This window comes from Amycolatopsis sp. lyj-346 (assembly GCF_046548975.1).
In the GTDB taxonomy this organism is placed as follows: domain Bacteria; phylum Actinomycetota; class Actinomycetes; order Mycobacteriales; family Pseudonocardiaceae; genus Amycolatopsis.
Window position 1 is genome coordinate 115,325 of sequence record NZ_JAJPWT010000005.1, and the last position, 23,125, is coordinate 138,449.

Consider the following 23,125-nt stretch of genomic DNA (forward strand, 5'->3'; position numbering starts at 1 on the left):
CGCACCCAAGGTGGCCTTCGGTGCGTCCAACGCACCCAAGGCCACCTTGGGGCGCTTGGGCGGTGGTCAGTCCGCGAGGGCCAGCAGGTTCTCCTCCACCACCGGCTCCTCGGCCGGCCGCTTCCGGGCCACCAGGCCGCTGATCGCGATCAGCAGGCCCAGCACCGCGATGCCCGTGACCACGGTCAACGCCGGTGTCAGCCCGGTCAGCAGCGCCGCCGGTGAAGCTTCGCCGCCGCCGTTGGCGGTCAGGACCGCCGTCACCACCGCGAGGCCGATGGCGCCGCCCACCTGCAGTGACGTGTTCAGCAGGCCGCCGGCCAAGCCCTGCTCGTCGTCCGCGATGCCTGCCGTGGCCTGGATGTTGAGCGACGAGAACGCCAGTGTGAAGCCGATGCCGAGCAGGATCATGCTGGGCAGCACGTAGGCCGCGTACCCCGAGTGCTCGTCGATGCGCAGGAACAGCGCGTAGCCGATGACGTGCGCGACCACGCCCGCGAAGATCGTGCGGGGCGTGCCCACCCGGTCGATCAGCGGCTCGATGCGCGGGGAACCGAACGCCACGATCAGCGCCGCCGGCAGGAAGCCGAGCGCCGTCTGCAGCGCGGACCAGCCCAGCACCCGCTGCAGGTACAGCATCACGACGAACTGGAAGCCGATGTACGCGCCGAAGAACAGCGCCCCGCCGAGGTTGGCCCTGGCCAGCGGACCCGAACGCAGGATGCCCAGCCGCAGCAACGGGTGGCGGCTGCGCTTCTCGATGACCACGAACGTCACCAGCAACGCCAGCGCCACAGCGAAGGTGATCAGCGTGCGCGGGGCGGCCCAGCCGATCTCCGGCGCCTCGACCACGCCGAACACCAGCAGCAGCGAACCGGCGGCGCCGGTGATGGCGCCCGGGAAGTCGTAGCCGCCGCCGGTTTCGGCGCGGTACGACGGGATCAGCTTCCACGCCGCCACCAGCGCGACCAGTGCGATCGGGGCGGGCAGCAAGAACGTCCAGCGCCAGCCGACCTCCGTCAGCAGGCCGGAGAACACCAGCCCGGCCGAGTAGCCGCTCGCGCCGAACACGGCGAAGATGCCGATCGCCTTGTTGCGGGCCGGGCCCTCCTGGAACGTCGTGGTGACGATGGACAACGCGGCCGGTGCCGTGAACGCGGCCGCCAGGCCCTTGATGAACCGGCTCGCGATGAGCAGCGCGCCGTCGTCGACGAGGCCGCCGAGCAGCGAAGCCAGCGCGAACACGGCGACGGCGACGAGGAACACGCGGCGGCGGCCGAGCAGGTCGGCGGTGCGGCCGCCGAGCAGCAGCAAGCCGCCGTAGCCGAGCACGTACCCGCTGACGACCCATTGCAGCGCGTTGGTGGACAGGCCGAGGTCGGCCTGGATGGCCGGGAGCGCGACGCCGACCATCGACACGTCGAGCGCGTCGAGGCCGATGACGATCGAAACGGTGAGCAGGACACCCCAGAGACGTGCGTCCCACCGGGTCGAGGTGGTGGACAAGGACACGGAAGAACTCATGGCGGCGACATTACATGCACGCGCATCTAATGTCCAAGCATTTAATGTGTTTGCATCAGATGCCTGTGCATGCTAAGTTGGTCGCCGTGAGCGACGTCGCCGAGAAGGAACTGGTCCAGGAGTGGCACGAGCTGCTGGCCCGCTACTCGGCCGTGTTCAGCACGCTCGAGTGCCGGCTGCAGGAGCGCCACGGCATCGGCGCGAACGAGTTCGAGGCCCTTGAACGGCTCGCGACCTGCGACTTCAAGTGCCGTTCGGCCGACCTGACCGGCGCCATCCACCTCAGCCAGAGCGCCACGTCCCGGCTGGTCGCCCGCCTGGAGAAGGAGGGCCTGGTCGAGCGCGCACTGTGCGAGGTGGACCGGCGCGGCATCTTCGTCACGATCACCGAAGCCGGCCGGGAGAAGTACTTCGCGGCGAAGCAGACGCACCGCGAAGTGCTCGCGGAAACCCTCCGCTAGCCCACCGGCCCCTCGATGGCCTTGACCTGGAGCCGGCGCTGACCGCCGTCGGCGCCGGTCACCGTCAGTGTCAGCAGGTCACCCGGGTGGTGGGTGTCCATCACGTTCGTCAACGTCGTCGCCGAGTCGACCGGCCTGCCGTCGATGGCCGTGATCACGTCCCCGGCGACGAGGCCCGCCTTCTGCGCCGGCCCGCGCTGGACGACCTCGCGGACCTTGGCACCGCCCTGGCCGTCGGACACCGAGACCCCGATGAACGCCGTCTTGCCGATGTGGATCTTGTCCGACGCCTGCCCCGCGACGATCTTGTGCGCGATGTCGACGGCCTGGTTGATCGGGATGGCGAACCCCTGGCCGGCGCCGCCGCTGCGGCGCCCGTTCAGCTGGTAGCCGGTGGACGCGGCGGTGTTGACCCCGATGACCTGGGCGTCCGCGTTGACGAGCGGGCCACCGGAGTCACCCGATTCGATGTTCGCCCGGACCTGGATGAGCCCGGTGAGCTGCTCGGACGACCCGCTGGACTCGTCCGAGGCGGTGATCGACTGGTCCAGCGCCGTCACCGTGCCCGGCGCGGGCACCGGGTCGCCACCGCGGCCGCCGGCGTTGCCGAGGCCGAGGATCTGGTCGCCGACCTTGGTCGTGGACGAGTCGCCGATCGACGCGGTGGGCAGCCCGGACGCGCCTTTCAGCTGCAGGACCGCGATGTCCTCGGTGCGGTCGTAGCCGACGACTTCGGCCTGGTAGGTGTCACCGGTGCCGATGCTGGTGACCTTGATGCTGGTCGCGCCGGCGACGACGTGGTTGTTGGTCAGGATCCCGCCGTCGGCGGTGAGCACGATGCCGGTGCCCGCCGCGGCCCCGCCCTGCAGCCCGAGCTCGGTGTTGATGTTCACGATGGCCGGGTTGACCTTCGCCGACACGGCGTCCACGTCGAGCACCGTCTTGGCCGCGCTGGGCTGCCCGGAGAAGCCGAAGTTCTGGTTGCCGCCCGCGGTGGGCGTGTTCGCCCCGGAGATCAGGTGCCCGATCCCGAGCCCGGCGACCACGGCCAGCGCGATCGCGACGACCGCGACGGTCAGCGCGCGCAGCGGGTGCCGCCGCCGCGGCGGCGGCTGGTAGGCGGGCTGCTGCGGGTAGGCGTAGATCGGTTGCGTATACGGCGAATACGGGCGTTCCCACTGGTCATGGGCCGGGTCCTGCTGCTGGTAATGGCCTTGCGGATACCCGTTCCGGCCGTAGTACTCCGGCGGGTACCCGCCCTGGCCGTGGCCGTACGGGTACTCGCCGCCGCGCGGGCGTCCTCGGTCGTACTCGCTCATGCACAGCTCCAGCTCTCGACAAGCCTCCGGCCCGTCCAGGAAACGCCCCGTTCCTGAGAATTTCCTGGTGCGCTTCCATGGACTTGCTGTGGATTACCCATCGAGAGCCGGGGCCGACCCGACGTGACCGGCGTTACGCCGGGCTCACCGCCGGATCCGTGCCATGCCGGGGTCGACCAGTGGTTCCGCGGCCACGGTGGCCGCGACCCGGTGGCCGAAGTACTCGATCTCCACGCCGCTGCCGATCTCCGCCGATGCCGGGAGCCACGCGTAGGCGATCGGCCGCCCCACGGTGTACCCGTACGCGGCGCTCGTGACGTACCCCGAAGCCACGCCGTCGACGAACACCGGCTCCTTGCCCAGCACGACCGTGCGGCCGTCGTCGATCGTCAGGCAGCGCAGCCGTCGCGACGCCGTTTCCTCGCTCCGGCCCTCGATGGCCGCACGCCCCAGGAAGTCCCCCTTCGCCGGCCGCACCGCGAACGCCAGCCCGGCCTCGTACGGGTCGTGCTCGGTGGTCAGGTCGGTGCCCCACAGCCGGTAGCCCTTCTCCAGCCGCAGGCTGTTGAACGCCGCCCGCCCGGCCGCGATGACGCCCAGTGACTGCCCGGCCGCCCACAGCGCGTCCCACAGCCGCAGGCCGTTGTCCGCGCTCGCGTAGATCTCCCAGCCGAGTTCGCCCACATAGGACAGTCGCATCGCGACGACCGGCACCCCGGCGATCCGCGCCTTCCGCGCCCGGAAGTACTTCAGGCCCTGGTGCGAAAAGTCCTCGTCCGACAGCGGCTGCACCAGGTCACGGGCCAGCGGACCCCAGACGCCGAGGCAGCAGGTCCCGCCGGTGGTGTCCCGGACCCGCACCCCGGCGGGCGCGTGCTTGACGAAGTGGTCGACGTCGATGTTGCCGTTGATGCCGACCTGGAACACCTCGGGTTCGAGCCGCGCGACCGTGACGTCACTCCGCACGCCACCGGCGACATCGAGCATCAGCGTGTAGGTCACCGAGCCCACCGACTTGTCCAGCTGGTTGGTGGTCAGCGACTGCAGGAACTCCAGTGACCCCGGCCCGCTGACCTCCACGCGCTTCAACGGCGTCATGTCGTACAGCGCGACGCCGTTGCGCGTGTGCCACGCCTCGGCCGCCGCGATCGGCGAGTGGAACTGCGCCGACCACGAATCCCGAGCCGGCGGCAGCCAGTCGTGAGGCAGCTGCTTCAGCAGCGGTGCGTTGGCCTCGAACCAGTGCGGCCGCTCCCAGCCGCCCGCCTCCAGGAACACCGCACCCAGTTCGCGCTGCCGCGGGTGGAACGGCGTCACCCGCAGGTCACGGGGGGACAGCTTGGGCTGCAACGGGTGCAGGATGTCGTAGACCTCGACGAAGTTCTGCTGCGCCGTCTCGCGCACGTACGACGGCGCGAGCTGGACCTCTTCGAAGCGGTGGACGTCGATGTCGTGCACGTCCACTTCGGAGTGGCCGTGCACGAGCAGCTCGGCGACCGCCTTCGCGATGCCCGCGGAGTGCGTCACCCAGATCGCCTCGGCCAGCCAGAACCCGCGGACGTCGGCCGACTCGCCGACCAGCGACTGGCCGTCCGGCGTGAAGGAGAAGATGCCGTTGAAGCCCTCCTCGACCTTGGTCTGCCGCAGCGCGGGCAGCAGGAGCTTGCTCTCCTCCCACGACGGCGCGAAGTCGTCCTCGGTGAAGGGCAGCATGGACGGCATGGCCGTCGCGGTCACCGTAGGGTCTAATGTGGATTCGTCGACCGGCATCGGGCGGTGGGCGTAGGAGCCGATGCCGAGCCGGTCGACGTGCTCCCGGAAGTACAGGTCCTGGTCCTGGTGGCGCAGGATCGGCAGGCTCGCCTCGGCCTCTTCGCGGTTCGAGGCACTCTTTCCCGCCGAGAACCCATCGGTACTGTTGCGCCCGGCGAGTTCCGCGACCGGCCCGGTCTTCGCGTACTGGTGCGCCAGCGGCAGCAGCGGCACGTCCATGCCGGCCATCGCGCCGATCTCGCGGCCCCAGAACCCGGCGCACGACACGACGACGTCGGCCGGGAAGTCGCCCTGGTCGCTCCGGACGCCGGTGACGCGCCCGCCTTCCTGCAGGACATCGGTGACGCGGGCCAAGCCGATGAACCGCGCACCACGCGAACCCGCCCGCTCGGCCAGCACCTCGACGGCCTTGGCCGCCCGCGCGAGCCCGTCGGTCGGGACGTGCAGCGCCCCGAGGATCCGCGAACCGTCGAGCAGCGGCCACCGCTTGACGCATTCGCCGGAGTCGATCAGCTCGCCGGACACGCCCCACGACGTCGCCCAGCCGTGCTTGCGCTTGAGGTCCTCCCAGCGCGCCGGGGTGGTCGCCACCTCCATGCCGCCGACCTGGAGGAAGCAGTCCAGCGCCAGGAACTTTTCGACGGTGTAGCGGGCGAAGTCCGTCATCGCCTTGGACGCGTTGGTCTGGAAGACCAGGCCGGGCGCGTGCGAGGTGGACCCGCCGGTGCGCGGCAGCGGGCCCCGGTCGAGCACGGTGACGTCGGTCCAGCCGCGGGCGGTCAGCTCGTCGGCGAGGTTCGCGCCGACGATGCCGGCGCCGATGATCACTACTCGCGGTGCGGTCATGGCGGGCTCCTAACGAAATACGACGGTGCTGTTGCCGTTGAGCAGGACGCGGCGTTCGCAGTGCCAGCGCACCGCGCGGGAGAGGGCGAGGGCCTCGGCGTCACGGCCGACGGTCACCAGCTCGCGCGGCGAGTACGTGTGGTCGACGCGCTGGACCTCCTGCTCGATGATCGGGCCCTCGTCGAGGTCGGGGGTGACGTAGTGCGCGGTCGCGCCGACGTACTTGACGCCGCGGTCGTAGGCCTGGTGGTAGGGCTTGGCGCCCTTGAAGCCGGGCAGGAACGAATGGTGGATGTTGATCGCGCGGCCTTCGAGCTTCTGGCACAGCTCGTTGGACAGCACCTGCATGTACCGCGCGAGCACCACCAGATCCGCGGAGTACTCCCCGACCAGGTCGAGCAGCCGCTGCTCCGCCTCCGGCTTGGTCTCCGGGGTGACCGGGACGTGCACGAACGGCACCCCGGCCGCCTCGGCCATCGGCCGCAGGTCGTCGTGGTTGGACACGACCACGGCGATCTCGGCGCCCAGGCCGCCCGCACGCCAGCGGAACAGCAGGTCGTTGAGGCAGTGCCCGAACTTCGAGACCAGCACGAGGATTCGCGGCGGCGTGCCGTCGGAGAAGCCGAACTCCATGCCGAAGTCCCCGGCCACCGGGGCGAACGCGCGGGTCAGGTCGTCCACAGTGGTCTCTTCGGTGCAGGTGAACGACGTGCGCAGGAACAGCGAGCCGCGGACGTCGTCGTCGAACTGCTGGTGCTCGACGATGTCGCAGCCCTGCCCGACCAGGAACGTCGTGACGGCGTGCACGATCCCCGAGCGTTCCGGGCACATGAGCGTCAAGGTGAAGGTCACGAGACGTACTCCAAGCTCGCGTCGGCCAGCCAGGCCGTGAAGTAGTCCGTGAACGACTGCCGGACGAGGATCGTGAAGCCGTCTTCCCGGACCATCAGCACGATCCCGGTCCGGGCCAGCAGGGTCTGCACGCACGTACCCGGCGGCGACCCCGCCAAGTCGATCGAGCACCCGTGCGCCAGCACATCGGCCGCATGCGCACCACTCAGCCGCACGACGTTGCGCTGCGCCGACACGTCCACCACGGCCAAAACGGCACTTTCACGTGAAAGTGCCCTCTCCAGGTCGGCACTTTCACGTGAAAGGGCCGGTCCTAGGACGAGGTACTCGTCGGGGCCCATCCAGAGGATGTCGACGCCGTTGCCGCTGGTGTACCGGCACGGGGCGGCCAGGTCGACGCCGAGCAGGGAGTGCCCCTCCCGGACGCGGACGGTGAACTGGGTGCGGAACGGTTCGTGGACCGCGTCAACCGTCACGGCGGGCTCCTTCCTTGTCGAAGAGCACGGATTCGGTCACGGTCACCGGCACCACCTGGTCCCCGACCGGCACGTACAGCGTTTCGCCGATCCGCTCGCGCCCCGAGCGCACCAGCGCGAGCGCGAAGGTGCGGCCGAGAGCGACGCTGTCGTAGCTGGAGGTGACGTGGCCGAGCATCCGCACCGGCGGCTCGGGGACGGCTTCGGATTCGATGATCTGCGAGCCTTCGGGCAGCAGTACCGCCGGATCCACCGGCAGCAAACCGACCAGCTGCTTGCGGTCCGGCCGGTTGTTCTCGGCGCGGGCGAAGGAGCGTTTGCCGATGAAGTCGGCTTTCTTCTTCGACACCGCCCAGGACATGCCGAGGTCCTGCGGGGTGACCGTGCCGTCGGTGTCCTGGCCGATGATCGGGTACCCCTTTTCGGCGCGCAGGACGTGCATGGTCTCGGTGCCGTACGGCGTCGCTCCCTGGTCCACTATGGACTGCCAGAGCGCGAGCCCGTGCCACGACCGGACGTTGATCTCGTAGGCCAGCTCACCGGAGAAGCTGATCCGGCAGACCCTGGCCGGGATCCCGGCCACCTCGGCGTCCTGCCAGGTCATGAACCCGAACGCCTCGCCTGAGACGTCCAGCCCCGGCGCCAAGCGGCCGAGGACTTCCCGGGAACGCGGGCCGACCAGCGGGATGGTGGCCCAGTGCTCGGTGACCGACGTGGCGAAGACTCCTCGGTGCGGCCACTCCGTCTGCAGCCACTCCTCCATCCAGTCGAGGACCTTCGCCGCGTTGCCGGTCGTGGTGGTGACCAGGAACCGGTTCTCGGCGACGCGGATGACCGTGCCGTCGTCGAGCACCATGCCGTCGACGCCGCACATCACGCCGTAGCGGATCCGGCCGACCTTGAGGGTGCTCATCACGTTCGTGTAGAGCATGTCGAGGAACCAGCCGGCGTCCGGGCCCTGGACGTCGATCTTGCCCAGCGTGGACCCGTCCATGACGGCGACGTCGGTGCGCGCCGCGCGGCATTCGCGCCGGACGGCGTCGGCCATCGTCTCGCCCGGCCGCGGGTAGTACCACGGCCGCTTCCACTGGCCGACGTTCTCGAACTCGGCGCCGTGCTCGACGTGCCACGGGTGGATCGTGGTGACGCGCACGGGATCGTGCAGCGCGCCGCGGTTCCGCCCGGCCAGCGCGGCGAACGCAACCGGCGTGTACGGCGGCCGGAACGTCGTCGGGCGCTGGGCGGCGAGGTCGGTGCCGAGGGCTTCGGCGGTGATGCCGGCGGCGAGCATCCCGGACGTCCGGCCCTGGTCGTGCGCGGTGCCGATCGTCGTGTAGCGCTTGATGTGCTCCAGCGAGCGAAGCCCGGCGCCGGTCGCGCGCAGGATGTCCGACACGGTCGCGTCGCGCTGCTGGTCCACGAACCGGGTGTCCACTTCGGACACCGGAGCGGGCACCTGCCAGAGCACCTTGGTCTCCGGCAGCCCGTCCCCCGCGGCCGCGCCGACGACGCGCACGTTCGGCAGGTCCCCGTCCGGGACGTACGCGCCCAGCTCGGGCGCGTACTTCAGCTTGCCGCGGGCCTGGCTGAACAGGTGCACGACCGGGTTCCAGCCGCCGGACACGAGCAGCAGGTCGCACTCGACCCGCTCGCCCCGCATCTCTCCGAGTTCAGCGATGTGCGCGGCGGTGATGTGCCCGTCGGCGCCGCCATCGGTGCCGATCACGCCGTAGCCCTCGCGGGCGTCGACGATCCGCACGATCTCCGCCCCGGCGCCGGCCAGATCGGAGGCGGCGGCGAACGCGGAGTCGTTGGTGGTGAACACGACCACGCGCCGTCCGGCCAAGACGCCGTAGCGGTTCAAGTAGGTGCGGGCGGCCGAAGCGAGCATGATGCCCGGGCGGTCGTTGTCCGGGAACACGATCGGCCGCTCGTGGGCGCCGGTCGCGATGACGATCCGCTTCGCCCGGATCCGCCACACGCGCTGCCGCGAGCTGCGCTCCGGGGCCGCGGGTTCACCCCGGCGCTCCAGGGCGAGCACGAACCCGTCGTCGTAGACGCCGAACGCCGTGGTGCGCGAGAGGAACCGGACACCCTCCGGAGCTTCGCCACCGGGCTGGTCGTCCACGAGCAGGACCCGGCCGGAGGCGGCGCGGGCGGCGGCGAGCCCGGCGGGGCCGGCGCCGATGACCAGGACGTCACAGTGGGCGTGCTTGGCGTCGTACCGCGCCGGGTCCGGTTCGGTGGCGAGCCGTCCCCGCCCGCGCAGGCCACGGGCCGCCAAGCCGTCGTACAGCTCGACGGTGGTGGCCGGCTGCATCGGTTCCGGGAACGGCGCTTCGATCTGCACCAGGGCGTTCGAGTCTTCGACGCCGGCGGCCACGATTCCGCGCGGCCGACCGTAGGTGATGCTGGTCGCGACCCGGTGGATGCCGTTGGCCAGCAACGCGGAAGCGAGGGTGTCGCCGAGGAAACCGGTCAGCTCGCGGCCGTCGAAGGTGAACTTGAGCGGGACGCCGGACAGCCGGGTCATGAGATCACCGGCCGGGGTTCGTCGAGGCGGTAGACCGCCAGGAGGTCGTGGGTGCGGGTGTCGCGGACGGCGTTGAACCACCGGCGGCAGCCCGCGACGTGGCTCCAGCGCTCGGGATGGGGTCCGCTCGGGTTGTCGCGGAAGAAGACGAACTTGGCCCACTCCTCGTCGGACAACGCCGAGGGGTCCGGCGGGTAGGCGATGTGCGCCTGGCCGCCGTAGTGGAATTCGGCTTCCTCACGCGGCCCGCACCACGGGCAGGGAATCAGTTGCACGGGAACTCCTGCGTTGAACGGCTCAGTGGGCGACGGCGGCGGCGCCGTGCTCGTCGACGAGGGCACCGGTGGTGAACCGGTCGAGGGCGAAGGGCTCGGCGTACCGGTGCGGCTTGCCGCGCGCGATGGTGGCCGCGAAGACGTCCCCGACACCCGGGGTGGCCTTGAACCCGCCGGTCCCCCAGCCGCAGTTGAGGAACAGGTTCTCCACCGGCGTCAGTCCGATGATCGGCGACGCGTCCGGGCTGGTGTCGACGATCCCGGCCCACGTCCGCAGCAGGTGCGCCCGCGCGAACACCGGGAACAGCTCCAGCGCGGCGGCCATCTGCTGCTCGATGATGTGGAACGAACCACGCTGGCCGTAGCCGTGGTAGCTGTCGATCCCGGCGCCCATCACGAGCTCGCCCTTGTGCGCCTGGGAAACGTAGACGTGCACGGCGTTCGACATCACGACCGTCGGGTGGACCGGTTCGAGCAGCTCCGACACCAGCGCCTGCAGCGGGTGCGACGTCAGCGGCAGGTCGAGGCCCACCATGCGGGCCAGCACCGACGTGTGCCCGGCCGTGCACAGCGCCACCTTGCCCGCGGCGATCCGGCCCCGCGACGTCTCGACGCCGGTGACCCGTCCGTCCACTGTGGAGATTCCGGTGACCTCGCAGTTCTGGATGAGGTCGACGCCCAGCGCGTGCGCGGCGCGGGCGAAGCCCCACGCCACGTAGTCGTGTTTCGCGATGCCCGCGCGCGGCTGGAAGGTGGCGCCGAGCACCGGGTAGCGGACGTCCGGGGAGGTGTTGACGATCGGGCAGAGCTCCTTGACGCCGTCGGCGTCCACCCACTCGGCGTCGATGCCGTTGAGCTTGTTGGCCTCGACGCGGCGGACGCTGTCGCGGACGTCCTGCAGGCTGTGCGCCAGGTTGAGCACCCCGCGCTGGCTGAACAGGATGGGGTAGCCGAGGTCCTCTTCGAGGCCTTCCCACAGCTTGAGGGAGTGCTCGTAGATGCCGGAGCTCTCGTCCCAGAGGTAGTTGGAGCGGATGATCGTGGTGTTGCGGGCCATGTTGCCGCCGGCGAGCCAGCCCTTCTCCAGCACGGCCACGTCCGTGATGCCCTGTTTGGCCAGGTAGTACGCGGTGGCGAGGCCGTGCCCGCCGCCGCCGACCACGAGCACGTCGTAGGCCTTCTTCGGCTCGGGGTTGGCCCAGAGGAAGTCCGGGTGCTCCGGCAGGTCGGTCATTGCGCACCCTTCGTGGTCGACTTCTGATATATCAATCGTCGATGTAGGCTAAGCGGCGTGCATCCCCAGGTCAATCCCCCGTCGCTGGCGGAACAGGCGTACCTCTTCATCCGCGACCGCCTGGTCATGCTGGACATCCCGCCGGGCTCCCCGCTCAACGAGGAGGAGCTCGGCACCGCGCTCGGCATGGGCCGGACACCGATCCGCGAAGCGCTGAAGCGGCTGGAGTCCGAACGCCTGGTCGTCGCCTACCCGCGGCGCGGGACGTTCGCCACCGACGTCAACATCTCCGACCTCGCGCACATCTCCGAGGTCCGCCGCACGCTCGAGCCGATGGCGACGGCCGCCGCGGCCGAGCGGGCGACCACGGCCGACCGGACGACGCTGACCGAGCTGCGCGCGCAGCTCGACGCCGGCGTCCCGGACGGTGACAACGCCGGACTGCTGCGCACCGACCTCGCCCTGCACCGGGCGATCTACCGGTGCGTGCACAACCCGTTCCTCGAGGACACGCTGATCCGGTACGACAACCTGGCGACCCGGATCTGGTGCGTGTTCGTGCCCCGGCTGTCCGGGATGGCCGGCCACGTCGACGAGCACGTCCCGCTCCTCACCGCGATCATCGAGGGTGACGCCGAGAAGGCGGCCGCGCTGACGCTGGAGCACGTCACCGGCTTCGAGACCGCCATCCGCGCCTTGATCTAGCCCGCGCCGTTCAGAGACTCAGCCGGGTCCGCACCCAGTCGTGGAAGGCCCCGATGTGGTGCTCGCTGGGCACGAGCACCCCGCCGTTGGCGTAGGAGCGCGAGTCCATCGCGAGCTGGCAGCGTTCACACGCCTCGAAGTCCTGCAGGTTGACGCGGTGGAACAGCTCCACCGACCGCGTCAGGTCCCGGCCGGATTCGACGACCCCGGGCAGGTAGAGCCAGTCGCAGCGCACCAGCGTCCGGTCCGGGGCCAGCGGGAACATCCGGTGCACGATCACGTGGTCGGGGACGAGGTTGACGAACACCTGCGGCTTGATCGTGATGGCGTAGTAGCGGCGGTCCTGCGCCTCGGTGACCCCCGGGAGGCGGTCGACGCCTTCGCTGCCGTCGACGGTGAAGCCCTTGATCTCGCCGCCGAACTCGGCGCCGTGGCCGACGTAGTACTGCGCGGCGTAGCCGTCGGCGAACTCCGGGAGGACTTCGGTGAGCTCCGGGTGGATCGTCGCGCAGTGGTAGCACTCCATGAAGTTCTCGATGATCTGCTTCCAGTTCGCCTTCACGTCGTACTCGATGCGCTTGCCGAGCGCGAGACCCTCGATGCCGTAGGCGTCGATCTCGGTGGGGCCGCCGAGGCGTTCGGTGACGGCCCCGACCACGGTCTCGTCGAACGACGGCGGCTCATCGGCCAGGCAGACCCAGGCGTAGCCGAGCCACTCGCGCAGGTGCAGCCGGGTGAGGCCGAACGCGGTGCGGTCGACGTCCGGCATCCCGGTGAGGTTCGGGGCGGCGATCAACTTGCCGTCGAGTCCGTACGTCCAGGCGTGGTACGGGCACTGGAAGGCGCGCTTGACCGTGCCGCTCTCCGCCGTGCACAGCCGGGCACCGCGGTGGCGGCAGACGTTGAGGAACGCGGCCAGCTTCCCGTCCCGTCCCCGCGAGACGAGCACGCTCTCCTTGCCGATCTGGACGGTCTCGAACGCCCCCGGTCCGGCGAGGTCGGCGCTGCGCACGGCGCAGAACCAGTCCGCCTCGAAGATCTTCGCCTGCTCCAGCGCGAAGACCGCCGGATCGGTGTAGGAGCTGCCGGGCAACGTGGCGAGCAGGCTTGGCGGCAGATCGGTTGTGGTCACCGGCGTGGTCCTCTCCGCGGATCCAGTACGGGAGTAGTTGCGCAGAACGCGCCTTGTTGCTCACTCCGCACCAGAGTGACTGCCGCCCCAACCGCCTGTCAACCCGGCTTTTTCCGTGACCGCAGGTGGATTCAGGCCGCCGGGCCGTCGATCGCCCGCCGGAACAGTGTTTCGATCTCCCCGCGCGTCGGGCGGGGGTCGGCCAGGGCCGCCTGCATCAGGAGGCCGCAGAACAGGCCGGCCAGCAGCCGGCCGGTGAGCGGGTCGGTACGGGAACCGAAGAACGCGATCAGGGCGTCGTCCCAGGCCGCGCTCGCCTTGCGCAGTGCCGGCCGGTGCAGGGCGGCGACGTACAGGTCGTACTCGACGACCGTGGCCCGGTACTGCTCGTTGATGTAGCCCATGACCAGGTCGGCCAGTGCCGCGGCGAAGTCGGCGTCCGGCGGGAGCGCGGACTCCCACTCCTTCAGGGCGTGGACGTTCTTCTCCGCCGCCCCGTGCAGGGCGACCTCCAAGAGGTCGTCCAGGGTCGCGAAGTGGTAGGTCGTCGAGCCGAGCGGGACGCCCGCCGCCGCCGCCACCGACCGGTGCGTGACCCCGCCGATCCCCCGCTGGGCGACCACCTCGATCGCCGCCTTGGCGATCCGCGCGCGCCGCTCGGGGTCGTTCGGACCGCGGCGCCGCGTCGCGCCGGGTTCGCTCTTCACCATCGAGCCCCCTTGTGGACATCTGTACACACTTCGCGTACAAATGTACGCACTCCAGCCACCGAGCTGCCACTACCGATCCGGGAAGGGCGCCCGTGAAGGACCTCTACATCGACGGCAACTGGGCGGACGCGTCCGCCGGAACGCACTCCGACGTGCTGAACCCCGCCACCGGCCAGGTCATCGAGACCGTCGCCGAAGCGGGCCGCGAGGAGGTCGATGCCGCGGTCAGAGCCGCACGGAGGGCGTTCGACGAGGGTCCGTGGCGGCAGACGACCGCCACCGAACGCGGCGCCCTGCTCCGCACGGTGGCCGGCCTCCTGGTCCGCGACCGCGAAGAACTCGCCCGCACCGAGAGCCTCGACACGGGCAAGACACTGGGCGAAGGCCGCATCGACATCGACGATGTGACGAACGTCTTCCGCTACTACGCCGACCTCGCCGGCAAGGACGCCGGCCGCCTGGTCGACGCCGGCAGCGCGGCCGTCGTCAGCCGGATCGTGCACGAACCGGTCGGCGTCTGCGCCCTCATCGCACCGTGGAACTACCCCCTGCTCCAGATGTCCTGGAAGGTCGCGCCCGCCCTCGCCGCGGGCAACACCGTGGTGCTCAAGCCCAGCGAGGTCACCCCGCTGACCACGATCAAGCTGGTCGCCCTGCTCGAGGAGGCGGGCACCCCACCCGGGGTCGTCAACCTGCTGCTCGGCGACGGCCGGGTCGGCGCGGCGATGGTCGAGCACCCGGCAGTGGACCTCGTCTCCTTCACCGGCGGCTACGCGACCGGCGAGAAGATCATGACGGCCGCCGCCAAGGGCGTCCGCCGGGTCGCTCTCGAACTCGGCGGCAAGAACCCGAACGTGGTCTTCGACGACGCCGGCTACGACACGGCGCTCGACTACGCCCTGATGGCCGCGTTCGTCCATTCCGGACAGGTCTGTTCAGCGGGCGCGCGGCTGATCGTCCAAGATGGAATCCATGACCGCTTCGTGGCGGACCTCGCCGCACGCGCCGAGCGGATCCGCGTCGGCGACGGTCTCGATCCCGCGACCGAGACGGGCCCGCTCGTCTCGGCACAGCACCGTGCCAAGGTCGAGGGCTACATCCAGGGCGCCATCGAGGCGGGCGCCACGCTGCGTGCGGGCGGCAAGCGGCCCGCCGGACCGGCGTACGAAAGCGGTTTCTTCCTGCGTCCGACCGTTTTTTCCGAATGCACGCGGGACATGGCGATCGTCCGGGAGGAGGTCTTCGGCCCGGTCGTCACCGTGGAACGCTTCACGCACGAGGCCGACGCGATCGCGCTGGCCAACGACACCGAGTACGGGCTCGCCGGAGCCGTGTGGACGTCGGACGCGTCCCGCGCCCAGCGCGTCGCCGGGGCACTGCGCCACGGCACCGTGTGGATCAACGACTACCACCCCTACCTGCCCCAGGCGGAGTGGGGCGGGTTCGGCAAATCGGGCATCGGCCGCGAACTCGGGCCGTCCGGGCTGGCCGAGTACCAGGAGAGCAAGCACATCTACCAGAACATCGATCCCGTTCCGCAGCACTGGTTCAAAGGCTGAGCCGTCTCCCCCACCACGTGAGACCGTCACATTAAGGACGCTGCCATGACCACGCAAGAAATGCCGGCGGGCGGGGGGCCTGCCCCGGACGACAGCTCCGACCTCGAAAAGTTCGGCTACCGCCAGGAACTCGAACGTTCCCTCGGCTCCTTCTCCAGCTTCGCCGCCGGGTTCTCCTACATCTCGATCATGACCGGCGTGTTCCAGCTGTTCTTCTTCGGCTTCGGCGCCGGCGGGCCGGCGTTCATCTGGACCTGGCCGCTGGTCTTCCTCGGCCAGCTCGCGGTCGCGCTGTGCTTCGCCGAGCTCGCCGGCCAGTTCCCGCTCGCCGGGTCGGTCTACCAGTGGGCCAAGCAGATCGCGAAACCCGCGACGTCGTGGCTGGCCGGCTGGATCATGATCATCGGCGCCATCGTCACCGCCGGCGCGGTCGCGGTGGCCTACCAGATCATCCTGCCGCAGGTCTCGACCGCGTTCCAGATCGTCGGCAGCGACGCCGACGCCGGGCTGACGTCGACCCCGGGCGGTGCGCAGAACGCCATCATCCTGGCCCTGGTGCTGGTCGTGTTCGCCACGATCGTGAACATCATCGGCGTCAAGCTGATGGCGAAGATCAACAACTTCGGGGTCGCGGTCGAGCTGTCCGCGGTCATCCTGCTGATCATCGCGCTGGCGGTCCACATCAAGCGCGGCCCGCAGGTCGTCTTCGAGACGCACGCCACGGGCGACGGTCACTCACTCGGGTACCTCGGGGCGTTCCTCGTGGCGTCGCTGATGAGCGCGTACGTCTTCTACGGCTTCGACACCGCCGGCTCGCTCGCGGAGGAGACGACCCAGCCGCGCAAGCACGCGCCCCGCGCGATCCTGCGGGCGATCACGGCGTCGTTCCTCGTCGGCGGCCTGGTGATGCTGGTCGGCATGATGGCCGTGGGCGACATCAACGCCGAAGAGCTGAGCACGTCCGGCATGCCCTACCTGCTGAAGAGCACGCTCGGCCCGTGGCTGGGCAACGCGTTCCTGATCTGCTCGGCGATCGCGATCACCGTGTGCTGCCTGGCCGTGCAGACCGCGGCGATCCGGATGGCGTGGGCGATGGCCCGCGACGGGCGGCTGCCGTTCAGCAAGGCGATGGCGAAGGTGTCGCCGCGCTCGAAGACACCCGTCCTGCCCGCCCTGCTCACCGGCGGCCTGACCGTCGTGGTGCTGCTGATCAACCTCGGCAACCAGCGCGCGTTCTTCATCCTGACCTCGACGGCGATCATCCTGTTCTACATCCCCTACCTGATGGTCACCGGCCCGATGCTGCTGCGCCGGCTGCGCGGGCAGTGGCCGCGCCCCGGGCACGGCCCGTACTTCAAGCTGGGCCGCTGGGGCACGCTGGTGAACCTGGTCGCGGTCGTCTACGGCGCCGCGATGACGGTCAACCTGATCTGGCCGCGGGCCGAGGTGTACGGCGACGACCACTGGTACTTCCAGTGGGGCGCGGTGATCGTCACCGCGCTGATCGTGATCATCGGTGCGATCATGCTGTACGTCCGGCGGCGCACGTGGGGCTCGGCCCACACGAGCCCCGAGCACATGCCCGACGCGACCCCGGATTCCCTGCCCGGCTAGGAGGACGCATGAGTACCGGTACCTACGACTTCGTCATCGTCGGCGGTGGCTCGGCAGGCTGCGCGCTGGCGAACCGGCTTTCGGCCGACCCCGCGAACAAGGTCCTGGTCCTGGAAGCAGGCCGGTCGGACTGGAAGTGGGACGTCTTCATCCACATGCCGGCCGCGCTGACCTTCCCGATCGGGTCGAAGTTCTACGACTGGGGCTACCGCAGCGAACCCGAGCCGCACCTGAACCGGCGGCGCGTCTACCACGCGCGCGGCAAGGTGCTCGGCGGGTCGTCCAGCATCAACGGGATGATCTTCCAGCGCGGCAACCCGATGGACTACGAGCGCTGGGCGAGCGATCCCGGGATGTCCACTTGGGACTACGCGCACTGCCTGCCCTACTTCAACCGCATGGAAAACTGTCTGGCCGACCCGCCGGACGGCCAGTGGCGCGGCCACGACGGCCCCCTGGAACTGGAACGCGGCCCGGCGTCGAACCCGTTGTTCACCGCCTTCTTCGACGCCGCCGAGGAAGCGGGCTACCCGCGCACCGACGACGTCAACGGCTACCGGCAGGAGGGTTTCGCGGCGTTCGACCGGAATGTCCGAAAAGGACGGCGGCTGTCCGCCGCCGGCGCGTACCTGCACCCGGTGCTGAACCGGCCCAACCTGACGGTGAAGACCAGCGCGTTCGTGTCGCAGATCCTCTTCGACGGCACGCGCGCGATCGGCGTCGAATACGCGCAGGGCCGGGGTGTGCCCGGCGAGGTGTACGGCAAGGAGATCATCCTCTGCGGCGGCGCGATCAACACCCCGCAGCTGCTGCAGCTCTCCGGCGTCGGCAACGCCGCCGAGCTGGAGAAGCTCGGCATCGACGTCGTGAAGGACCTGCCGGGTGTCGGCGAGAACCTGCAGGACCACCTGGAGGTGTACATCCAGTACGCCTGCAAGCAGCCGGTGTCGATGCAGCCGTCGCTGGCGAAGTGGAAGCGGCCCTACATCGGCGCTCAGTGGCTGTTCCTGCGGTCCGGCCCGGCCGCGACGAACCACTTCGAGGGCGGCGGGTTCGTCCGGTCCAACGACGAGGTGAAGTACCCGAACCTGATGTTCCACTTCCTGCCGGTGGCGATCCGCTACGACGGTTCCGCGCCCACGGAAGGGCACGGGTACCAGGTGCACGTCGGCCCGATGTACGCCGACACCCGCGGCTCGGTGAAGATCACCTCCACCGACCCGCGGCAGCACCCGGCGATCAAGTTCAACTACCTGTCGACCGAAAACGACCGCCGCGAATGGGTCGAGGCCGTGCGGGTGGCGCGGAAGATCCTCAACCAGCCCGCGCTGGAGCCGTACAACGGCGGGGAGATCTCGCCGGGTCCGTCCGTCGACACCGACGAGGAAATCCTGGACTGGGTCGCCAAGGACGCCGAGACGGCCCTGCACCCGTCGTGCACGACGAAGATGGGCGTGGACGACATGTCCGTCGTCGATCCGGAGAGCATGCGCGTGCACGGCACGGAGGGCCTGCGCGTGGTCGACGCGTCGGTGATGCCCTACATCACCAACGGCAACATCTACGCCCCGGTGATGATGACCGCCGAGAAGGCCGCCGACCTGATCCTCGGCAACACCCCCCTCGCCCCGCTCAAGCTCCCCTTCTACCGCCACGGCGAACCCGCCACCCACTAACCGAGCGGGGCACTTTCACGTGAAAGTGCCCCGCCCCCTTCTCCCTTCCCCCGAGCCGGAGCTTTCACGTGAAAGCTCCGGCTCGGGGGTTTGGTGTGCCCGGGAAGTGTGGTGCCCGCCAACGGAAACTACCGAGCCGTAGCCCCTTGACTCGGCTCGGGAGCGGCCTTCAGACTTGTTGCGTATCGCAGTCGATGTTCCCCAGTGCGCAACTACCTCGGAGGCGTCATGATTCGCGCGTGCCCGGTGGACGAGCTGCCCCCCGGTGAGTCGGTCCGGCTTCCCGGACCGCCCGCCATCGCGGTGTTCCACACCGAGGACGGCGAGCTGTACGCCATCGGCGACACGTGCACGCACCAGGACGCCTCCCTGGCCGACGGCTGGCTCGAAGGCTGCTTCGTCGAGTGCCCGCTGCACGCGGCGCTGTTCGACCTGCGCACCGGCATGCCGACCTGCCTGCCGGCGAAGGACCCGGTGCGCACGTACACCGTGGTCGTCGACGAAGGCGTCATCTACGTCCAGGGCGTGGCCGATGAGGATGCCGCATGAAGCGCGTCGCGGTCGTCGGCGCTTCGCTCGCTGGGGTCCGCGCGGCGCAGGAGCTGCGCGCGCAGGGGTACGACGGCAGCGTCGTGCTGATCGGCGACGAGCCGCACCTGCCCTACGACCGGCCGCCGCTGTCGAAGGCCTTCCTGGCCGGGACGGCTTCGCGCGAGTCGCTGGACCTGCTCGACGCCGGTGACCTGGCGTCCCTGGCGCTGGACTTCCGGCTCGGCGTCCGGGCGACGGCGCTGGAACCGGGCAACCGGCGCGTGCTGCTGTCGGACGGCACGTCGGTGCACGCGGACGGCGTCGTGATCGCCACCGGCGGCCGCGCGCGCACGCTGCCGGGCTTCGAGGGCGCTCACACGCTTCGGACCGTCGACGACGCACTGGCGCTGCGGGCTTCCCTGGTGCCCGGGGCCCGCGTGGTCGTCACCGGCGCCGGGTTCATCGGGGCCGAGGTGGCCTCGACCTGCCGGTCGCTGGGTCTCGACGTGGTCGTCCTGGAGTCGTTGCCGTTTCCCCTCGCCGGCGCGCTGGGCCCCGAGCTGGCCGCGGTGTGCGCCCGGCTGCACGCCGACCACGGCACGGACCTGCGCTGCGGTGTGTCGGCGACGGGCATGGACGCGACGGGCGTCCACCTGGCCGACGGCTCGCTCGTCCCGGCCGACGTGGTCGTCGTCGGCGTCGGGATGACGCCGTCGACCGAGTGGCTGGCGGGCTCGGGTTTGAAGGTCGGCGACGGCGTCCACACGGACGCGGGTCTGGTCACGGACCTGCCGCAGGTGGTGGCGGTCGGCGACGTGGCCCGGTACGGGGGACGGCGGCACGAGCACTGGACGAACGCGTCGGAGCAGGCACCGGTCGCGGTGGCCAACCTGCTGGCCGGGCACACTTCGCGGACCTGCACACCGAGCGGATACGTCTGGTCGGACCAGTATTCCGGGACGCTGCAGCTGGCCGGGCACCCGCGGCCGGACGACTCGCTTTCGTTCGTGGACGGCGATCCTTCGTCGGCGTCGTTCGTGGCGACCTGGCAACGCGACGGTGCCACCGTTGGCGTCTTCGCGTTGAACAACGCGAAGCTGTTCAACCGCCTGCGCCGGCAGGCCCTGCGCCGCCCGGCCACCGTCTGAAAGTCTCAACCGGGCTTTCAAAGATACGCTTCACCCACATGGAACTGGCTCTCGACGAACTCCGGGCTTTGACGGGCTGGGCCGCGGCCTGTGCCGCCCGGGTCCTGCCGCTGTACGAATCCCGTGTCGCCGCCGATGCTCGCCCTCGCTCGGCGATCGCCGCGGCTCAGGAGTTCGCTTCGGGCGCTCCGCGCACGAAGCTGCTTCGCACGGCGGCCTGGGCCGCCCTGTCGGCGGCCGGTGAGACCTCCGACGCCGCCGCCTCGGCCGCCGCCCGCGCCGCGGTCGGCGCGGCCGGAGCGGCGTACCTCCACCCGCTGGAGTCTCCGCACCAGGTGAAGCACATCGTGGGCCCGGCCCAGCAGGCGGCGTTGGCGTGCGAACTGGCCGGGGGTTCCGCGGAGGCGGAGATCGAGTGGGCCCTCTCGCAGGCACCGCCGGAGGTGCGCGAAACCCTGCGGAAGTTCCCGCCGGGCAAGCCGGGCAAATCCCGCCTCGGCGACCTCCACCGCCATCTGGAGTCGGCCCTCCGCGGCGATCGGTGACCGGCCACAGCGGAGCCGGCCACGAACCGAGCGATCGCGGTCGACGGCAAGCCCCGCACTGCTCAAGGCAGTGGTCTCCCGGGGGTACGGGCGGCGGCCACGGCGACGGTGGCCAGGTCTTCGCTCGAGAAGCCGGCGCGGCTCAGCACCGCCAGGGATTTGTTCGTTGCCAGCGTGCACAACGCCTGCTCCAGCACCGCCCGCAAACCGTCGATCAGTTCGCGGACCACCGCCTGGCCCTCGGCGTCGAGGGCGCTCGGGCCCGGCCGCGGTCAACCAACGACTCTGGCACTTCGGCTTCAACCGGCTCACCGACCTCAACGAGCAATTGGTCCGGGGCCGGGAGCGGCTCTTCTTCGGCCACCAGTTCGCCACCCCGGACGCGATCCCCGCGTATGCCATCTACGTCTACGTCGATGCGATCGTCGCGGATCCTCGCGGGCTGCGGGCGAGCTTCGGGTACTACCGGGCACTGGACGAAACGATCGCGCAGAACGAGCAGCGCAGGAAGACCCGGCTGGCACTGCCGGTGCTCGCCGTCGGCGGCGCGCGGTACAGCGGCGCACTGGTCGCCGAGACCCTGCTGGACTTCCTCGACGGCAAACCGGCAGCCGGCGTGCCGCACGGCTGACTACAGCGAGAGGTCGTCCAGGTCCGATTCCAACCGCGCCCGCCAGGTCCAGCGGCGTCCGGTGATGTCCACAGTGTCCACAGTGTCCGCTTCCGGCGCCGGCGGGCCCAGCGGCAGCGCCGGATCGGTCACCCCGAACGTCACCCGGTACGCCAGCACCGACGCCGCCGTCCGGATCCACGCGTCACCCGACGTGCCGGACGGCGGGGCCACCCCCAGTGCGTGGCCGAACCACGCCGGCAGCAGCGCGTTCGAGCCCAGCGCGTCGGTGATCCGGGTCCGGAGGCGTACCTGCAGGTCGTGCCACGCACGCTCGGCCCGCTCCAGCTGCGGGACCACCCGCGCCTCGACCGCGTCCGCCTCGCGCAACGCCAGCCGCGCCTTCTCCGCCGCGGCCGAAGCCGCCGGGACTTCCTCGTCCAGCAACGTCCGGCGCCGCGTCGACAACGCCCGCAACGACGACTCCGCGTCACCCCGGGCGCGGGACGACCGGTCCGTCGACACGAGGACCCCGATGACGTCCAGCAGGTCGGCGTCGCAGCGGGACTGTGCTTCGCGCACCGAGTCCAGGCGCGAGATCTCCTCCTCGTACCGCGCGCGCTGCTCCTTCGTGACCAGTTCCTTGTGCAGGTCGTCCCAGCGCGCAGCTTCCGCCGCGAGTGCCCGCGTTTCCGGGCCGACGTCGTCGAGGTTCACCTGCGGGACCCCGTCGGACACGCGAACCGCGCGCTCCAGGGCCTTGACCTGCTGCTGCAGCCGGTCCAGCCGCCGTCCGAGCAGGTCGAGCCGGTCCTCCTGGCGGTGCGCGCCGCCGGCTTCGAGCCGCTCGGTCAGCTCGGCGACGTCCTGGCGCAAGCGGCCGTCGGTCTCCTCGACGGCCGCGCGGAGCCCGTCGACCGCCGCGAACAGCTCGTCGAGGTCGCGGCGCGTCGGGTCGGCGGCTTCGGGATAGTCCGCGTACTCCGGCGAGAACTCGGGATCATCGCCGTAGGTCGCGTAGCCGTGGCTCACGGGATCCGGCTTTCCCGCCACAGCAGCGCGACCGTGCCCGCGACGCCGAGCACCGCCAGGATCGTGAGGACGACGGCCGCCGGCCACGGCAGCAGGGCCCCGGCCAGCAGGAACGCCGTGGCACTGCCCGCCCAGGCCGCCCTCGTCCGCTCGCGGATCACGGCCCCGGCCCGGCGGACCGGCGCGAAGCCGATCCACAGCCCCGCGCCGAACAGCGGCACCAGGAGCGCCAGCCAGCCCGGGGAAAGCACCTCGAACAGCACCAGTGCCGCGGCGGCCAGCGGCACCAGCACCGGCGCGGCCGCGAACCAGACGACCGCACGCTGCGTCGCCGCGTGCCGGGATTCGAGCTCGGCGTCGGCGAGCCGCCGCTTCGCCTCGTCGAACGCCAGCTCGGCGTCGAGCAGCCGGTGGGCCGCCGCCACGAGCTCGTCCATCGCCTCGACGCCTTCGGGCGGCGTCGCGAGCCCGTCCCGCAGGTCCTGCTTGAGCCGGGCGACGCGCCCTTCCGCCAGGTCGCGGTCGTGCTGGGCCGGTGTCGTCACGCAACCACTTTAAGTGCCACCACCG

At 70.5% G+C, this 23,125-nt stretch carries 22 protein-coding genes; 9 read left to right on the plus strand and 13 right to left on the minus strand.

From position 1 onward, the window contains the following. Nucleotides 1–66 precede the first annotated feature (66 nt). Nucleotides 67–1,524 (minus strand): MFS transporter, encoded by a 1,458-nt coding sequence (locus ACLJQE_RS18200; RefSeq protein ID WP_410640429.1) that lies wholly within the window; start codon nt 1,522–1,524, stop codon nt 67–69. 86 nt (nt 1,525–1,610) lie between these two features. On the opposite strand from ACLJQE_RS18200, the gene ACLJQE_RS18205 reads away from it, so the two are divergent. Beyond that, a complete protein-coding gene (locus ACLJQE_RS18205) occupies nt 1,611–1,985 on the plus strand; it encodes a MarR family winged helix-turn-helix transcriptional regulator (protein WP_410640430.1) in 375 nt (124 codons plus the stop codon). Here ACLJQE_RS18205 and ACLJQE_RS18210 read toward each other — a convergent pair. From ACLJQE_RS18210 to ACLJQE_RS18240, 7 genes are all read right to left on the minus strand, one after another. After that, entirely contained in the window at nt 1,982–3,304 is a 1,323-nt protein-coding gene (locus ACLJQE_RS18210) for a S1C family serine protease (RefSeq protein ID WP_410640431.1), read from the minus strand. The two genes, ACLJQE_RS18205 and ACLJQE_RS18210, sit on opposite strands and share 4 nt — an antisense overlap. A gap of 144 nt (nt 3,305–3,448) precedes the next feature. After that, nucleotides 3,449–5,923, minus strand: a complete 2,475-nt coding sequence (locus ACLJQE_RS18215; RefSeq protein WP_410640432.1) for a GcvT family protein — start codon at nt 5,921–5,923, stop codon at nt 3,449–3,451. Nucleotides 5,924–5,932: 9 nt separating this feature from the next. Continuing rightward, nucleotides 5,933–6,775, minus strand: coding sequence for a formyltetrahydrofolate deformylase (gene purU / locus ACLJQE_RS18220; RefSeq protein WP_410640433.1), 843 nt, complete (start codon nt 6,773–6,775; stop codon nt 5,933–5,935). After that, the gene (locus ACLJQE_RS18225) at nt 6,772–7,251 is read right to left on the minus strand and encodes a sarcosine oxidase subunit gamma (protein ID WP_410640434.1); all 480 of its coding nucleotides are present in this window, start codon (nt 7,249–7,251) and stop codon (nt 6,772–6,774) included. The genes purU and ACLJQE_RS18225 overlap by 4 nt, the downstream gene beginning before the upstream one ends. Then, the gene (locus ACLJQE_RS18230) at nt 7,241–9,784 is read right to left on the minus strand and encodes a 2Fe-2S iron-sulfur cluster-binding protein (protein WP_410640435.1); all 2,544 of its coding nucleotides are present in this window, start codon (nt 9,782–9,784) and stop codon (nt 7,241–7,243) included. The genes ACLJQE_RS18225 and ACLJQE_RS18230 overlap by 11 nt, the downstream gene beginning before the upstream one ends. Beyond that, entirely contained in the window at nt 9,781–10,059 is a 279-nt protein-coding gene (locus tag ACLJQE_RS18235) for a sarcosine oxidase subunit delta (RefSeq protein ID WP_410640436.1), read from the minus strand. Before ACLJQE_RS18235 ends, ACLJQE_RS18230 begins: the two co-directional genes overlap by 4 nt. 22 nt (nt 10,060–10,081) lie before the next feature. Next, nucleotides 10,082–11,293, minus strand: a complete 1,212-nt coding sequence (locus ACLJQE_RS18240; protein WP_410640437.1) for a sarcosine oxidase subunit beta family protein — start codon at nt 11,291–11,293, stop codon at nt 10,082–10,084. Nucleotides 11,294–11,350: 57 nt separating this feature from the next. Between ACLJQE_RS18240 and ACLJQE_RS18245 the strand changes: the two genes are divergently transcribed. After that, entirely contained in the window at nt 11,351–11,998 is a 648-nt protein-coding gene (locus ACLJQE_RS18245; protein ID WP_410640438.1) for a GntR family transcriptional regulator, read from the plus strand. Nucleotides 11,999–12,008: 10 nt separating this feature from the next. Here ACLJQE_RS18245 and ACLJQE_RS18250 read toward each other — a convergent pair whose 3' ends face one another. Next, nucleotides 12,009–13,130 carry an aromatic ring-hydroxylating oxygenase subunit alpha gene (locus tag ACLJQE_RS18250; protein WP_410640439.1) on the minus strand — a complete coding sequence of 374 codons (1,122 nt, stop codon included), beginning with the start codon at nt 13,128–13,130 and terminating at the stop codon, nt 12,009–12,011. A gap of 131 nt (nt 13,131–13,261) precedes the next feature. Beyond that, entirely contained in the window at nt 13,262–13,840 is a 579-nt protein-coding gene (locus ACLJQE_RS18255) for a TetR/AcrR family transcriptional regulator (protein ID WP_410640441.1), read from the minus strand. Nucleotides 13,841–13,932: 92 nt separating this feature from the next. On the opposite strand from ACLJQE_RS18255, the gene ACLJQE_RS18260 reads away from it, so the two are divergent. The 6 genes from ACLJQE_RS18260 (at nt 13,933) to ACLJQE_RS18285 (ending at nt 20,913) form a co-directional block, all read left to right on the plus strand. Then, the gene (locus ACLJQE_RS18260) at nt 13,933–15,399 is read left to right on the plus strand and encodes an aldehyde dehydrogenase family protein (RefSeq protein WP_410640442.1); all 1,467 of its coding nucleotides are present in this window, start codon (nt 13,933–13,935) and stop codon (nt 15,397–15,399) included. 45 nt (nt 15,400–15,444) lie between these two features. Then, on the plus strand, nt 15,445–17,013 hold the full coding sequence (locus ACLJQE_RS18265) for an amino acid permease (protein ID WP_410640443.1): 1,569 nt from the start codon (nt 15,445–15,447) through the stop codon (nt 17,011–17,013). An 8-nt stretch (nt 17,014–17,021) separates the two neighbouring features. Then, nucleotides 17,022–18,689 carry a choline dehydrogenase gene (gene betA / locus ACLJQE_RS18270; protein WP_410640444.1) on the plus strand — a complete coding sequence of 556 codons (1,668 nt, stop codon included), beginning with the start codon at nt 17,022–17,024 and terminating at the stop codon, nt 18,687–18,689. Nucleotides 18,690–18,917: 228 nt separating this feature from the next. Continuing rightward, nucleotides 18,918–19,238, plus strand: a complete 321-nt coding sequence (locus tag ACLJQE_RS18275; RefSeq protein ID WP_410640445.1) for a bifunctional 3-phenylpropionate/cinnamic acid dioxygenase ferredoxin subunit — start codon at nt 18,918–18,920, stop codon at nt 19,236–19,238. Continuing rightward, nucleotides 19,235–20,368, plus strand: a complete 1,134-nt coding sequence (locus ACLJQE_RS18280; protein WP_410640446.1) for an NAD(P)/FAD-dependent oxidoreductase — start codon at nt 19,235–19,237, stop codon at nt 20,366–20,368. The genes ACLJQE_RS18275 and ACLJQE_RS18280 overlap by 4 nt, the downstream gene beginning before the upstream one ends. 38 nt (nt 20,369–20,406) lie before the next feature. Then, the gene (locus tag ACLJQE_RS18285; protein ID WP_410640447.1) at nt 20,407–20,913 is read left to right on the plus strand and encodes a putative immunity protein; all 507 of its coding nucleotides are present in this window, start codon (nt 20,407–20,409) and stop codon (nt 20,911–20,913) included. Nucleotides 20,914–20,975: 62 nt separating this feature from the next. Here the strand turns inward: ACLJQE_RS18285 and ACLJQE_RS18290 are convergent, their stop codons facing one another. Further along, nucleotides 20,976–21,143 carry a hypothetical protein gene (locus ACLJQE_RS18290; protein ID WP_410640448.1) on the minus strand — a complete coding sequence of 56 codons (168 nt, stop codon included), beginning with the start codon at nt 21,141–21,143 and terminating at the stop codon, nt 20,976–20,978. 98 nt (nt 21,144–21,241) lie between these two features. Between ACLJQE_RS18290 and ACLJQE_RS18295 the strand changes: the two genes are divergently transcribed. Further along, the gene (locus ACLJQE_RS18295) at nt 21,242–21,544 is read left to right on the plus strand and encodes a hypothetical protein (RefSeq protein WP_410640449.1); all 303 of its coding nucleotides are present in this window, start codon (nt 21,242–21,244) and stop codon (nt 21,542–21,544) included. Here ACLJQE_RS18295 and ACLJQE_RS18300 read toward each other — a convergent pair whose 3' ends face one another. Continuing rightward, a complete protein-coding gene (locus tag ACLJQE_RS18300; RefSeq protein WP_410640450.1) occupies nt 21,545–22,555 on the minus strand; it encodes a hypothetical protein in 1,011 nt (336 codons plus the stop codon). Next, nucleotides 22,552–23,100 carry a hypothetical protein gene (locus ACLJQE_RS18305; protein ID WP_410640451.1) on the minus strand — a complete coding sequence of 183 codons (549 nt, stop codon included), beginning with the start codon at nt 23,098–23,100 and terminating at the stop codon, nt 22,552–22,554. Before ACLJQE_RS18305 ends, ACLJQE_RS18300 begins: the two co-directional genes overlap by 4 nt. Nucleotides 23,101–23,125 lie beyond the last annotated feature (25 nt).